Consider the following 14220-nt stretch of genomic DNA (forward strand, 5'->3'; position numbering starts at 1 on the left):
ACTGCGGCGGGATTCTGGATTGCTTCGCTGCGCTCGCAATGACGAATCAATCATCCAGCTTGTTCAAATCCCGCACCGACTGCATGATTGGCTCGAAGTTCGAGCGCGCATCCAGCGCGTCGAACAATTGCGCTGTGTCCTCCAGCAGGCCGTGCGAGCGCGCAATGGCAATGCGCACGTCGTCCTGCGGTGTGTCCGACAGCCGTCCGTGCCCTGACAGCAGGATCTTCGTGTTCAGCCCCTTGATGCGCTCCAGCGACTGGATGTAGTCGGAGATGCTGCCGGAGCCGAACACGCCGCCCATTACGCCGCCGGGCATCAGGGTGTCTGCGGCGAACAGCAAGCCCTTGTCCTGGTCGAACAGCGTGATGCAGGCCGAGGTATGGCCCGGCGTGTACATCACGTTGAGGCGGAAATTGCCGAGGTCGATCAGATTGCCTTCCTCGAGCCAGATGTCGATGTTGATTGGGACGTTCGGCTCGTTGAACATCTTGCGCAGCATGGAAAAGTCGTCGCGCAGCATGATCTTGTTGGCGGCAAGCCGATGGGCGGCGACATAGGTGCGGCGCTCGTTGAAGTGCCAGGCGGCGCCGATATGGTCGAGATGTTCGTGGCTCAGCACCACCATGTCGATCTTCTCTGGCGGGCAGCCGGCGAAGTTCAGGCACTCGACCATCGCCGGATAGTTCGAGGACAACCCGACATCGATCAGGATGGTGCGCGCCGAGCCGCGCACGAGATAGGCATTGGCGGCGCGGTTGGAGAAGCGGATCTGGTAGACGTCGTCCGTCGCCTGGATCAGCGAGCAGATGTCGTTCTTCATCAGGATCGGGAATGCGGTCGGCTTTCGCTCGCTCATGATTGCGCTGCCCGGTAGGTGACCGCGTTGGAGGCGCGCAGTCGTTTCGACAGCGCGTCCATCACCATCAGCGCGAACGCCGGCTGCTGGCTGACGAGATAGACGAAGCGGGCGTGGTTGATCCGCATCACCTTCGTGTTCGGAGCGGAAGCAATCGCGGTTGCCGAGCGCGCTGAGCCGTCGATCACGGCCATCTCGCCGAAGAACTCGCCCTTGCCGAGCTTGATGATGCTGGTCTTGCGCGCGCCGTCGACCTTGGCGATCTCGACCTCGCCGTCGAGCACGACGAACAGCTCGCGACCGGTCGAGCCCTCCTCGAAGATGACGTCATCGACACCAAACACGTTGATGCATTTCTCGATCGTCATGGCACCCCCAAACGCCTTCTGGCTGACGGGACGGCCTATGTTAGCCGGGGAACAGTGACGGGCAAACAACCCCTTCGGCTAAGCCCCGCGGGTCTGCCGCAGGGCAACATGGGCTGACAATTTGTTGTACGCCGCCACGCCGGTTCCACTTTCCCGACCCAATTCGGCCTCCGACGAGTTCCTAAAATTTCGGTAAGCGGGTCGCGAGGTAAGGAATTCGCAAGCAATGAAAGTTACCAAAAAGTCAACCTGGACTGGAGTATTTGAGCCGTGAGCGAATCAATGCCCGAACTGGCCGGCCAAGAGACGGGTGACCGGACTGGCGACGCCGCTGCGCCGCAGGCCGTCGAGGCTGCCGCCGGCATCGAGGCCCCCTCGATCGCCCCCGACCATGAGACGCCGCCCAAGCCGGACATTCCGAAGGTCGAGCCGCCAAAGATCGAGGCTTCAAGGATCGAGGTCCCGGAATTCGAAACCAAGACTGACGTTGAGACTGACGTTAAGGCTGAAACCAAGCCCGAACCTAAACACGGCAAGCTGATCGTCATGGCGCCCTCGGAACGGTCCTGGGACCGCGAAGAGTTTGCCCCGCATGTGAAGGCCGACGAGGTGCGGGACACCGGCAACAAGCGCCGCCTGTCGGCGATGGCTGCGGTGGTGGCGATAGCGGCCTGCGTCGGCGCCGTCAGCGGCGCGCTCGCGACCGCCGGCATGATGCATTTCGCCAGCCCGGTGCCGGCGCAGGTCGCCGACACCAGCGCGTTGGATGCGTCGGTCTCGCGGATCGATGCAGACATCGTCGCGCTGAAGGCCAATGTCGAGCACAATTCGAAGACCGGCGTCAGCCAATTCAACCGGGCCAACGATCGCCTCGACAAGCTCGAGAAGGCGCAGGCCGAGCCGATGGCCAAGCTCGCAAAGCTGTCCGAGACCGTCGACAAGCTCCGCACTACGCCGCCGGCCGCCCCCGCGCAGGCCGCAGCCGCGGCGCCGGCGAAGGAGACCACCGGCTCGATCGCGCCGGCTCCGACCCAGGTCGCGACGGCCGCTGCTGCCCCGGCGCCCGCGCCCGCCGCGCCGAAGACCGAGGTCGGCCGCCTGCCGACGATTGACGGCTGGAGGCTCCGCGACGTCGCCAATGGCGGCGCGCTGATCGAGGGCCGGGGTGGCCTGTACGAGGTCTATGCCGGCGATCCCATCCCAGGCATCGGCCGCGTCGATGCGATCCGCCGCCAGGATGGCCGATGGGTGGTTGTCACCGCGAAGGGCCTGATCGTCGGGCGCTAAGCGTTCGATATTCGACTTCTCGAGGAGGCGCTTCACCACCGCGTGAAGCGCCTTTTTACTTGAATAGGCTGTCACGCGCGGTGTTACTGGAGGCATGAGCCGCGCGCTGCGAATTCTCCTGGCTGCCATTCTGTTGTTTGGCGGCGTCATGTCGCTCTCGGCAGCTGAGAACGCGCCGCTCGCGCGCGGCACCGCGATCACCGATCCCGATCTCCTCCGCAAGCTTGACCAGAGCGATGTTGTGTCGATTTCCCGCCTGCTGCAGCCTGAGCGGAACGCGAATGTTCCGCTGACCAGCGATCGGCTGTTCGCCTCGCTGCCGCAGCTGAACGCAATTCCGCCGGCGATCGATGCGGAGTTCGATCGCTACATCGCGCAGCACAAGGCGGCCTCGCCAGGCGAGACCATCGGCGTCGGCGAAGGTTTCGACGTCCAGCTGTTCGATCGCGCCGCGCTGAAATCCCCCGACACGCGCTTCGTGCTGGCCGGCATCGTCAATCGCATGGACCGCGCCTATGTCTCGGAGGAGTCCTGCGGCGAGATCCGGCTGATCTATCGGCTGGCCCGGTTCGAGACCAGGCCGGACGGCAGCAACACCGCGACGCGCCTGCCGATGACGTTCAATCTGGTGATGAAGGCGCACGACGCACACCAGACCGATGGCGACGGCAAGCCTGTCACCTGCGCCGAGGTCGCGCGGCGCTGGCTGGAAAATGGCGATTGGCAAGGGCTGCTCGGCAGCCGCACTGTTCCCTATGATGCGATGATCGATCGGATCGAGACTAACATCCAGATCTCGATCGCACCGAAATCGGCGCTGCACGATTTCCGCTCCGACTATCTGCTCAAGGTGTTCAAATACGACGCGGCCACCAGGACGTTCGAGGAATCGACGCTGGAGAACCAGATCGACCGCGACCGCATCCTTGCCGATGATGCGCTCCGGCGCGACTTCAAGGCCTGGCTGCTTGCGCCTGCGAATCTTCGCGAGTTCGATCGCGGCACCGTGCTGATCCCGGATAAATTTCTCGCCAAGGCCGCCGTGGCGCCGACACCTGCGGGCCTCGACGCCTCGGCGATGCAGCCGGAGTTCGGCTTGATGCAAGGGGAAGAGAAAGGCGAGGGCAAGAGCGATCCCGTCTTCACCGACAACGACGTCGTCGGCGCGCTGAAGCAGGCCGCGGCACGCGGCATCACCATGGAGAACATCCGCTCGGTCGCAGGCTTCCAGCGCCGCCTCAACGATGTCACCTGCTCGGGCTGCCACCAGACCCGCGGTATCGGCGGCTTCCATTTCCCGGGCGTGGACTGGCTTGCGGACAGGCCGTCGAATGCCACCATCGTGCCGGCCTCGCCGCATTTCGTCGGCGACCAGCTCCGTCGCCGCGACATCCTGACCGCTTTTGCAGCGGGCAAACGCCCTGATTTCTCACGCGGATTTGCCAGCCGGCCGCAGACCCGCGGCAGCCGGGAGCTCGCCGGCACCGAATATCAGGACGGCTGGGGCGCCCATTGTTCTCTACAAAACGCGGGATCGGGAACGCCCGATAAGAGTTTTACGTCATGGACCTGTGCTAAAGGTCTCACCTGTCAGGCCGCCGCGGCCTCGAGCCGCATTGGCATGTGCTTCATCAAGACGCGCTAAACCGATCGGGACGACCCATGACGGACACGAGCGAAGCCAACAAGGAGCGCAATCGCGAGATCGCGCGCAATGAGGAAGCCAAACAGGTCACGGGCAGCATCCGCGTCAGCACCTGGGCGGTCGCGGTGGTCGTCATCATCGGCGGCATCCTGTTCACGCTCGGCTGGCTGGCGCTGCGATAGCCGCCGCCCCTCACTTCGCGTAGTTCGTCATCCGCTTGCCGGGCAGCAGCTCATAGGCCGGCTTCCAGCCCGGCAGCGCGGCCATACGGCCGAGCCAGGCGTGGATGGCGGGATGGGTTTCCGCGAAATCGAAACCGTGCTCGTCGCTCGGATAATGCAGATAGGCCATCATCGAGATATCGGCGACGGTCGGCTTGGTGCCGATCGCAAAAGCATTGTGCTGGAGATGTCCGTCGAGAATGCCGAGGAAGTCCTCCAACCGCCGGCGAAAGTGCTTCAGCACCTGCGGATCGTTGTTCTCGGTGAAGGCCCGCATGAAGCGATAGGTCGCCATGTAGCCGGTGAGCTTGTGGTTGTCCCAGAACAGCCAGCGCAGCAGCTCGAACTTTTCGTCCTCTGTCTCGGCGCCGAAACGGCCATATTGCTCGGCAAGCTTGAGCAGGAGGGGCGCGGTCTGCGTCATCTTCACGCCGTCGACCTCGAGCACAGGAATCTCGCCCATCTCGTTGACGGCCTTGCGCCACTCCGCCGTGCGTGTGACGCCGCCGCCGAAATCGGTCCAGACCGGCTCGAACGTCTCGCCGCAAAGCGTGAGCATCAGCGCCAGCTTGTAGCTGTTGCCGGATTCGGGGAAGTAGTGCAGGCGATAGAGGGGCATGTGACCTCACGCGAGAATTGTGTTCTGCCAATCGTTATATCGCGCTGGTCCAGCGTCGTCATTGCGAGCGGAGCGAAGCAATCCAGCAATGCATCCGCGGTGAGATTCTGGATTGCGGCGGCGTGCCGACCCTAGCCGACTGCCCCCGATCCCCGCAGCTGCTTGATCGCGGTTTCGTCGTATCCCGCGCCACGCAAAATCTCGTCACTGTGCTCGCCGACGCCGGGCGGCTTGCGCGGCTGCACCTTCCTGGTGCCGTCGATCCAGATCGGGCTGGAGATGGTGAGCATGGTGTCGTTCTCGAACGGCACCAGCACCTCGTTGTCGAGCATCTGCTTGTCGTTCGGGATGTCGTCCAGAATGCCGACGATGCCGAACACCAGCCCGTTGCCGTCGAGGATCTTGCGCCATTCGGCGAGGTCCCTGGTGGCAAACGTCTCGTCAAAGATCCTGATCAGCTCGATCGAGCGGGCGTGACGGTCGGGCTTGGTGGCGAAGCGGGGATCGGCGATCAGGTCCTCGCGCCCGAGGCACTTGGCGAGCGTCGGCCACTGCTTCTCCTCGCTGAGCAGCGACAGGATCAGCCAGCGGCCGTCCTTGCACTGGTAGTGGTTGCCCACCGCATTCGGCGCGCGTTCACGCGGCCGCCGTTCGCCGAACTTGGCGCCGCAAAGTTTTGCCTGCGCCAGCACGCCCGCCGCCCACACCCCGTTCGCCATCAGGTTCGACGCGACATGCGAGCCCCTGCCGGTCTTCTCGCGCTGATAGAGCGCGGTGACGATCGCGCTGTACAACGCCATGGCGCAGGGATGGTCGCCCATGCCGGCGACCGAGCGCGCCGGCGTGGTGTTGGTGTCGGCGCGGACGAGGTCCATCAGGCCGGAGCGCGCCCAATAGGCGTTGCTGTCGAAGCCGGGCTTATTGGCTTCCTCGCCCTTCTCGCCATAGCCCGTGAAGGAGGCATAGATCAGCCGGGCGTTGAGATGGGCGAGGTGGTCATAGGTGATGCCGAGCCTGCCGCGCACCGGTGGCGGCATGTTGGTGATGAAGACGTCGGCCTCCTCGACCAGCTTGTAGAGCACGGCCTGCGCTTCCCGCTGGGAGAGGTCTAGCGCGAGGCTCTTCTTGTTGCGCGCCTCCAGCAGCCAGGCGAAATTGTGCTCGCCGGTGGGATAGCCGGGCAGGTTCGGCAGATTGCGGTAGGGGTCGCCGGCGCCGGGCGGCTCGATCTTGATGACGTCGGCGCCGAAATCGGACAGCACGGTCGCAGCCGCGGGCGCTGCGATGAAGCTCGCGCAGTCCAGAACCTTGAGACCTGCAAAAATGCCTTTCTCCATCGCGGCGTTGCTCCCTCGCTCTTGTTGTTTCCCGCTGGCTGGAATTGGCGCGGGCACGTCATGGGAGCCATTAGACCGATGTTTTGCCGGGATGCAACGGCGCCGGGCGCAAGGCCTCACTCCTCGCCCGCAAGCAGCGCGGCGTTGCCGCCGGCTGCCGCGGTGTTGATTGTCACGGTCTGCTCGGTGGCGAAGCGCGCGAGATAATGCGGGCCGCCGGCCTTGGGGCCGGTTCCGGACAGGCCGTTGCCGCCGAACGGCTGCACGCCGACCACGGCGCCGATCATGTTGCGGTTGACGTAGATGTTGCCGACCTGGACACGGTCGATGATGGCCTCGACCGTATCGTCGATGCGGGAATGGACGCCGAGCGTCAGGCCATAGCCGGTGCGCGCGATCGCTTGCAGCACACGTTCGAGGGTCTCGGCGCGGTAGCGCGCGACATGCAGGACCGGGCCGAACACCTCCTCGGTGAGCTGGCCGGCGTCCTTGAGCTCGAAGATATGCGGCGCGACGAAGCAGCCCTCTGGAGCTGCGCCTGCATAGTGCATCCGCGCCTCCGTCTTCATCCGCGCGATGTGCGCCTCGAGGCGCTGCTTGGCCTCGCCGTCGATGACCGGGCCGACATGGGTCGCGACGTCGGCGGGATCGCCGATCTTCAATTCGCGCGCCGCGCCCGCGATCATCTCGATCATGCGGTCGGCGACGTCCTCCTGCACGAACAAGAGCCGCAGCGCCGAGCAGCGCTGGCCCGCGGAGCGGAACGCCGAAGTGACGACGTCGTCGGCGACCTGCTCGGGCAGCGCGGTCGCATCCGCGATCATCGCGTTGATGCCGCCCGTCTCCGCGATGAGCGGCACGATCGGGCCGTCCTTGGCGGCAAGCGTCCGGTTGATGTGACGCGCGACCTCGGTCGAGCCGGTGAAGACGACGCCTGCAATGTCAGGATGCGCGGTCAGCGCGGCGCCGATGCGGCCGTCGCCGGTGACGAGATGCAGCGCGCTTCTCGGGATGCCGGCCTCGTGCAGCAGGGCGACGGCCTCAACCGCGATGCGCGGCGTCTGCTCGGCGGGCTTTGCAACGACACTGTTGCCGGCCATCAGCGCCGCGGCGACCTGGCCCAGGAATATCGCCAGCGGAAAATTCCACGGCGAGATCGCGACAAACACGCCGCGGCCGCGCATGGTGAGCGAATTGCTCTCGCCGGTCGGGCCCGGCATCGCGACCTCGCTGCCGAACAGCTTTCGGCCCTGTGCGGCATAGTAGCGGCAGAAATCGGCGGCCTCGCGCAGCTCGGAGAGCGCGTCGTCGAGCGTCTTGCCGCCTTCGCGTTGAAGAGCCGCGATGAAGTGCGCGCTGCGGCTCTCCAGCAGATGCGCGGCCTGCTCCAGCGCCGCGGCGCGCGTGGCCGCCGGCGTCCGGCTCCAGGCCACAAAGCCCGCGCGGGCCGCGGCGATCGCCGCGCCCGCCTGCTCGGGTGTTGCGTCCGTGACCGGCTCGAGCTCGGTCGTTGCGGCCTTGACGTCGGTGAGCAACCGGCCGAGCGCCGCGCGCTCGCCGAATTCGATGCCGCCCGAATTATGCCGTTCCGGCGCGAACAGATCGCCCGGCAGCGGGATTTTGGCATGATGCGCGTGATCAGGCCGCACGATGAGATCGACCGGACGCTTCAGCAGCGCCGGGACGGGGACGCGGTAGTCGGCCGCCTGCGCCACGAAGGAGGAGTTGGCGCCGTTCTCGAGCAGCCGCCGCACCAGATAGGCGAGCAGGTCGCGATGGCTGCCGACCGGCGCATAGGTGCGGTATGCGATATCGGGGTGATCCTTGGCGAGCTGCTCGTAGAGCGCTTCGCCCATGCCGTGCAGGCGCTGGAATTCGAAGCCGCCAGCGTCGCCGGCGAGCTCCAGCACGGTTGCGACACTGAGCGCGTTGTGGGTCGCAAATTGCGGGAAGATGCGTGGCCGCAGGTTTAGAAGCCTCGAGGCGCAGGCGACGTAATTCAGATCCGTCATCGCCTTGCGGGTGAACACCGGATAGCCGTCGAGCCCGCGCTCCTGCGCGCGCTTGATCTCGGTGTCCCAATAGGCGCCCTTGACCAGGCGCACCATCAGCTTGCGGTCGTGCGCCCGCGCAATCTCGTGGATGTAGTCGATCACCGCGCTGGCGCGCTTCTGATAAGCTTGGATCGCAAGCCCGAACCCGTCCCAGCCCTTGAGCGAGGGATCGGCGAGCGTTGCCGCGATCACGTCGAGCGACAGCTCAAGCCGGTCCGCTTCCTCGGCATCGACGGTGAAGTTGAGATCGTGCGCCTTGGCGCGCCGAGCCAGATCCAGCAGTTGCGGCACCAGCTCGGCCATCACGCGCGCGCGGCTGATCGCCTCGAAGCGCGGATGCAGCGCCGAGAGCTTCACCGAGATGCCGGGCCGGTCGGGCAGGGGATGGTCGCCTGCCGCCTTGCCGATGGTTTCGATCGCACTCGCATAGGCGTCGAAATAGCGCTTGGCGTCGGCAGCCGTCCGCGCGCCTTCGCCGAGCATGTCGAAGGAGTAGCGCGGCTTTTGGCCTGAGCGCGGCCGGCCCCGCTCCAGCGCCTGCTCGATCGTCTCCCCTAGCACGAAATGATTGCCCATCAGCCGCATCGCCTGACGCGTGGCGGTGCGCACGGCCGGCGCGCCCAGCCGCTTCACGAGACGGCCGATGGTGCCGTCCGGTGTCTCGCCGGGCTGGATCACGCGCGCGGAGAGGCCGAGCGCCCAGGCGGAGGCGTTGACCAGGAACGCCGTGGACTTGGTCTCGTGATGGATAAAATCGCCCTCGCCGAGCTTGTCCTCGATGAACTGGTCGGCGGTGCGTGCGTCGGGCACGCGCAGCAGCGCCTCCGCCAGCACCATCAGCGCCAGGCCTTCCTTGGTCGAGAGTGCGAACTCGCGCAGCATGTCCTCGACCCCGCCGAGCCGGTCGTCGCGCTTGCGGATCGCCTCGATCAGCCGGGTCGCGGTGCGGTCGATCCGCGCCTCCTGCGGCGGGCTCAGATGTGCCGATGAAAAGAGCCGTGCGGCGATGTCGGCGTCGTCGGGCGCATAGGGGGCGGAGAAAGGAGGCGGGATGTTCGGCATGGCGTGTCCTGTGGCTGAAGTTCAGGATAAAGCCCGCATGACCGTGGTTCGATAGACAAGATAGCCATTTTGCCTTAGGAAATGAAGGTCGCTGGCATATTGGCCGTACAAAATATGGAACTGGACCGAATCGACCGGAAGATTCTCTCTATTCTGCAGGAGGATGGGCGAATCGCCAATGTCGAGCTGGCCGAGCGCATCGGGCTGTCGCCGACCTCGATCGGCGAGCGGCTGAAGCGCCTGCAGCGCGAGGGTTTCGTCGAGGGCTATGGGGCGCGGCTCAATCCACACCGGCTTGGCCTCGGCCTTTTGGTGTTCGTCGAGGTGCTGCTCGACAAGACCACGCCAGACAATTTCGAGCGCTTTGCGCGCGCGGTGAAACTCGCGCCTGAAGTGCTGGAGTGTCACATGGTTGCCGGAGGCTTCGACTATCTAGTGAAGGCGCGGCTGGCCGACATGACCGCGTATCGGCGCTTCCTCGGCGAGACCTTGCTGTCGATGCCGGGGGTGCGCGAGACGCGCACCTATGCGGTGATGGAGGAGATCAAGCGCGACGCACCGTTGCCGGTTGGCTGACGAAATGCGGTCGCGATTGTCACTGCTGCGGCGTTGATTGGCGATCTCTATGGGCAAATAGTGTCCACGCGCAGTCGCAACGCCTGTCGTCGAATGCACTGATCGTTTTCTAAAATTTTCTTGGCCCGACTCCCGGACCGATCCGGAAGGCAGCAAAGGCTGGCGGGCTTATACTTTGAGGTTCTCTGCGGATGTCTTGCCCCGGTTTGCGATCTCTTCATACTCAACCGTCTGGCCCTCGTTGAGGGAGGACAGACCGGCTTTCTGCACTGCCGAGATATGCACGAACACATCCTTGCCGCCCGACGCAGGCTGGATAAATCCATAACCCTTCGTCGGATTGAACCACTTGACCGTACCTTTAGCCATCACGTCTTCTCCGCGGGTCTTCCTCCGAGATCGCGAACCGCCAGTCCCCGCCAACCGGCCGGTTCGGTCCTAACAGGATACGCGGAATGTGGCGGGCTTGGTAGATCAAACCACATCTGCATCTCGCGGAAATTCGCTCAACTTCGCGGCGTTTTTGCCGGTTTTGCCCGTTTCGCGGTCAATTCTCCGGGCGCATCCCGGCCTCCGTCAATAAGTCGCGGCCAGATAGTCCACGATCTTGCCGACGTCGGCGTCGTCGATCGGCGCGCCATAGACCTTGATCATCTTGGTCACCTCGGCCTGCCAGAACCCTTTCTTGTCCTTCATCGGCGGCTGCGTAGCGATGTAGTCGGACGAGTGGCAGGCGGCGCAATTGCCCTGAACCACCTCGAGATTGGGGCCGGGCCTGAAGGCTGCGACCTCGTCCGGCGTCTTGTAGTTGACCGGGGCGGCGAGGACCGAACCCGCAGCAGCGGCGGCGACAAGTGTGATGGCGATGAGAACGGTGCGCTGCATGATCATTCTCCTCAGGCCACGCTGACGCGGACGGTTTCGACGACGTTGCGCAAATAACCCGCCGGGTTCCAGCGCGGCGTGTCCGGCTGCGTCTCGCCGGAATTGCTGGTCGCGCGCACCCTCAGCTCGACCTGGCCCGAGGCAAGCTTCACCGGCAGTTTCCATTCGCGGAATGAGTAGTTGCCGAGATCCTTGCCGAGCTTGGCGGCGGTCCAGGTCTTGCCGCCATCGGTGGAGACCGAGACGTCCTTGATGCCCTTGCCGCCGTCGAAGGCGATGCCGCGTAACATTGTGCGTCCGGCCTTCAGCCTGGCGCCGTCAGTCACGTTGGTGATGAACGAGCGGATGGTGAAGCGGTTGATCGGGATCGTCGCCTTCGGCGCGGTGCCGGGCTCGATCGAATTGTTCGGCGTGTCCGGGATGCGATAGGCCGACTTCATCCAGAAGCCGTCATAGACGGTGTCGACGACGGTGATCTCGTTGAGGTGCTTGACCCAGTAGGTGCCGTAATAACCGGGCACGACCAGGCGCAGCGGGAAGCCGTTGAGGAACGGCAAATCGTCGCCGTTCATGCCATAGGCCAGCATCACCTCGCCGTCGGCCGCGTGAGCGAGGTCGAGCGCCTTGGCAAAGTCGGGCGTCTTGTCGCTCACCGGGCCATCCATGCCGCCGAACACCACCTGCTTGGCGCCGGCCTGCACGCCCGCCATCTCCAGAACCGTCTTCAGCGGCACGCCGCGCCAGCGCGCATTGCCCATCGCGCCATTGGCGAGCTGGCCGCCGGCGACACGCGGCTCCAAGAAGCCGCGGCTGTTGCCGGAGCACTGGTTGACGGCGACGATCTCGGTCGCCTTCATCTTCCTGATGTCCTTCAGCGACAGCTTGAGCGGCTTGTCCACCTTGCCCTTGACCTCGAGCGTGAACGTGTCGGGATCGAGATTGTAGGGGAGGTCGGCGAGGTGATAGCGCACGAAGAACGCGTTGTTTGGCGTGATCGGGCCGTCGTTGAAGACCGCGAACGGCGTCTCGAGTTGCGGTGGCCGGCTGGTCAGCCCGATCATCGGCCGCTTCTGCGGATATTTCACCAGCGGCCGTTCGCCATTGGCGAAGGGGAGCGTAACGGTGTCGAGTGCCAGCGCTCTGGTTGAATTCAGTGTGGCCGTCATAGCAGCAAGGCCCGCTCCTTTGAGCAGGTCGCGTCGGTCGAACATGTCGTCTCCTCCCGGAGCTTTTCGTTGGATGGCGGTCATCACCGCGATCCCGTACTCATCTGTCGCAACGACTCGGGCGAAGTCAATTCGTGCTTTCGCGGCAAGCCCATGCCGTTGCGCTGCAGCAAGCCGGTGTTACGCCGCGACGCGCTCGCCGCCGGCGATCAGGGCGGACAATGTCCTGGTGTCGGTGATGACGCGCACCAGCATCGGCTCGTCGCGGCCGCGGATCGCGACCTCCTGTTGCGGCAGCGCATCGTCGTGAAGACCGGCGGTGCGGCGGACCTCTTCGGAGACGATCGCCTCACAGGTCAGCGTCTTGGTCATGTCCTGGAGGCGGGCTGCGACGTTCACGGCGTCGCCGAGCGCGGTGAAGACGATGTGGTCGCGGTAGCCGATGTCGCCGATGATGACCTCGCCGCCGTGGACGCCGATGCCGAAACGGATCGGCTGGCGCAGATCGTGGCTCAGGAGCTCGTTGAGCTCGTCGACATGGGTTGCGATGGCGGCCACCGCCTTCAGCGCCTGCCGGCAGGCGGTCTGCGGATCGCTGGTGAGGCCGAACAGCGCCAGCATGCCGTCGCCGACGAACTGGTTGGGCTGGCCGCCATTCTCGATCACGGCCTGCGACACGGCGCCGAGGAAGCGATTGACGATGAAGACGGTGTCGAACGGCAGCCGCTTCTCGGCGAGCTGCGTCGAGCCGCGCATGTCCACGAACAGGCTGACGAGATAGCGCTCCTGCCCAATTCTCGAAGGCGAGGACGCATGCGCGCTGGCCGCCAGCATATGCGGCATGAACAGCTGGAAGAAGGAGAGGTCTGAGTTCGGTCGCAGCTGGCAGGCAAGCCGGATCGAGGGATCGGCGGTGCCGACGCGGGCCAGCACGAAGGCCTCGCGCTGCGACGGCTCGGGCAAGGTGCCGTGGTCACCGATGATGCGGATGCGGCAGGTCGAGCAGCGGGCGCGGCCGCCGCAGACGCTGGCATGCGGCACGTTGTGGCGCAGGCTGGCTTCCAGCACGGAGAGGCCCTTGGGCACGCGCACGGTCTTGCCGTTGCCGTAGGACAAGGCGATCATGCCGCCGCGCCGCTCACGCCAGCCGCGCACACCGCGCCCGAGCAGCACCAGTCCGAGCAGGCCGATGTAGCCCATCGTCAGTCCGCCGGTGATGCGATCGAGCGTATCGGCCTCGGCGACCGTGCCGACCTGGCGCTGCGTGAAATTATGCGTGCGCCACTCGCCGTCCTCGCTCTCGGCGGCGATGCTGCGGCCACCCTGGTAGATGCCGAGCAGCGCCAGCGTCGGGGTCAGCACGGCTGCCGCCAGCAGGTACGGCGCCGCGCGGATGAAGAACGGCTTGAGCCGGAGCCAGAAATAGATGCCGATGCAGCCGTGCACCCAGGCGACGATGAGCAGGATCGTCATCGTCCAGAGCCGGCCGGGCGCCGCGACGAAGAACAGATAGAGCTCCTGCGGATACAGCTTCTCGTGCCCGTACAGCGTCTGGCCGAGCCGCACGCCGATCACATGCGCCATCACCAGCGCCGGGATGCTCAGCCCCAGCACGAGCTGCAGCGGCTCGATCGTCCGCCAGCGGAACTGGCGGCGCTGGTACATCGCATAGACGCCGAGCCCCATATGGGTCAGGGCTGCGCCATAGAACACGATTGCGACGGGCAGGAACTGCCAGAACGACGTGTGGTAATAGACCCCGATCTGCATGGCATCGACGGAGATGTTGCCGAGTGCATGGTTGAGGAAATGGCTGACCACGTAAGCGAACAGGATCACGCCGCAGACCAGCCGCACCTGCCGCGCGCTGGTCGAGCGGACGAGTTCGGTCAAGCGTGAAAGAGCGGTCGTGGCCATGATTCGGTTGTACCAGTTCACTGAGGAGAACAGCCAGCGGAGAGTTAAATTCCGCAGGCGAACGGCCCCTTCGATCACATGCGCGGCAAGGTTACGTAACGGTAAGTATTGTAGTGTGGGCAAAGCGTAGAGACTGGGCAAGAATTGTTCTCGCCCGAATCCGGATCGATGTACGATTCTATTCATGACGAATCGCACTTATAAGACTGGTCCGCGGCGGGAGC

Annotated in this window: 13 protein-coding genes; 4 read left to right on the forward strand and 9 right to left on the reverse strand. The window is 64.9% G+C overall.

Translation table 11 applies throughout. From position 1 onward, the window contains the following. Positions 1-46: 46 nt before the first annotated feature. Positions 47-859 (reverse strand): MBL fold metallo-hydrolase, encoded by an 813-nt coding sequence (locus ABIC09_RS31430; protein ID WP_148755753.1) that lies wholly within the window; start codon positions 857-859, stop codon positions 47-49. After that, a complete protein-coding gene (locus ABIC09_RS31435) occupies positions 856-1227 on the reverse strand; it encodes a Crp/Fnr family transcriptional regulator (protein ID WP_354035611.1) in 372 nt (123 codons plus the stop codon). Before ABIC09_RS31435 ends, ABIC09_RS31430 begins: the two co-directional genes overlap by 4 nt. Positions 1228-1509: 282 nt before the next feature. Between ABIC09_RS31435 and ABIC09_RS31440 the strand changes: the two genes are divergently transcribed. The 3 genes from ABIC09_RS31440 to ABIC09_RS31450 all read left to right on the forward strand — a co-directional run bounded on the left by ABIC09_RS31440 (position 1510) and on the right by ABIC09_RS31450 (position 4341). Beyond that, positions 1510-2514, forward strand: a complete 1005-nt coding sequence (locus ABIC09_RS31440; RefSeq protein ID WP_354111693.1) for a hypothetical protein — start codon at positions 1510-1512, stop codon at positions 2512-2514. A 94-nt stretch (positions 2515-2608) separates the two neighbouring features. Continuing rightward, positions 2609-4159, forward strand: coding sequence for a hypothetical protein (locus ABIC09_RS31445; RefSeq protein ID WP_354111685.1), 1551 nt, complete (start codon positions 2609-2611; stop codon positions 4157-4159). A gap of 17 nt (positions 4160-4176) precedes the next feature. Next, positions 4177-4341: a hypothetical protein gene (locus ABIC09_RS31450; RefSeq protein WP_187435391.1), complete on the forward strand. Its 165-nt coding sequence runs from the start codon at positions 4177-4179 to the stop codon at positions 4339-4341. A gap of 10 nt (positions 4342-4351) precedes the next feature. Here the strand turns inward: ABIC09_RS31450 and ABIC09_RS31455 are convergent, their stop codons facing one another. The 3 genes from ABIC09_RS31455 to putA form a co-directional block, all read right to left on the reverse strand. Beyond that, on the reverse strand, positions 4352-4999 hold the full coding sequence (locus ABIC09_RS31455) for a glutathione S-transferase family protein (protein ID WP_354111686.1): 648 nt from the start codon (positions 4997-4999) through the stop codon (positions 4352-4354). A 131-nt stretch (positions 5000-5130) separates the two neighbouring features. Next, a complete protein-coding gene (locus ABIC09_RS31460) occupies positions 5131-6336 on the reverse strand; it encodes a CaiB/BaiF CoA transferase family protein (RefSeq protein WP_354111687.1) in 1206 nt (401 codons plus the stop codon). A 116-nt stretch (positions 6337-6452) separates the two neighbouring features. Continuing rightward, positions 6453-9452, reverse strand: a complete 3000-nt coding sequence (putA, locus tag ABIC09_RS31465) for a bifunctional proline dehydrogenase/L-glutamate gamma-semialdehyde dehydrogenase PutA (RefSeq protein ID WP_354111688.1) — start codon at positions 9450-9452, stop codon at positions 6453-6455. Between the two features lie 114 nt (positions 9453-9566). Here putA and ABIC09_RS31470 point away from each other — a divergent pair, with 114 nt between their 5' ends. Continuing rightward, a complete protein-coding gene (locus tag ABIC09_RS31470) occupies positions 9567-10028 on the forward strand; it encodes an Lrp/AsnC ligand binding domain-containing protein (RefSeq protein ID WP_018643717.1) in 462 nt (153 codons plus the stop codon). Between the two features lie 168 nt (positions 10029-10196). Here ABIC09_RS31470 and ABIC09_RS31475 read toward each other — a convergent pair whose 3' ends face one another. The 4 genes from ABIC09_RS31475 to ABIC09_RS31490 all read right to left on the reverse strand — a co-directional run bounded on the left by ABIC09_RS31475 (position 10197) and on the right by ABIC09_RS31490 (position 13996). After that, on the reverse strand, positions 10197-10397 hold the full coding sequence (locus ABIC09_RS31475; protein ID WP_008134691.1) for a cold-shock protein: 201 nt from the start codon (positions 10395-10397) through the stop codon (positions 10197-10199). 207 nt (positions 10398-10604) lie between these two features. Next, a complete protein-coding gene (gene sorB / locus ABIC09_RS31480; RefSeq protein ID WP_354111689.1) occupies positions 10605-10913 on the reverse strand; it encodes a SorB family sulfite dehydrogenase c-type cytochrome subunit in 309 nt (102 codons plus the stop codon). 11 nt (positions 10914-10924) lie between these two features. Continuing rightward, positions 10925-12124 (reverse strand): SorA family sulfite dehydrogenase catalytic subunit, encoded by a 1200-nt coding sequence (gene sorA, locus ABIC09_RS31485; RefSeq protein ID WP_354111690.1) that lies wholly within the window; start codon positions 12122-12124, stop codon positions 10925-10927. Between the two features lie 135 nt (positions 12125-12259). Beyond that, complete coding sequence (locus ABIC09_RS31490) at positions 12260-13996, reverse strand: adenylate/guanylate cyclase domain-containing protein (protein ID WP_148755744.1); 1737 nt, start codon at positions 13994-13996, stop codon at positions 12260-12262. Positions 13997-14220: the final 224 nt, after the last annotated feature.

It is taken from the genome of Bradyrhizobium sp. S3.12.5, assembly GCF_040548225.1.
Taxonomy (GTDB): domain Bacteria; phylum Pseudomonadota; class Alphaproteobacteria; order Rhizobiales; family Xanthobacteraceae; genus Bradyrhizobium; species Bradyrhizobium cytisi.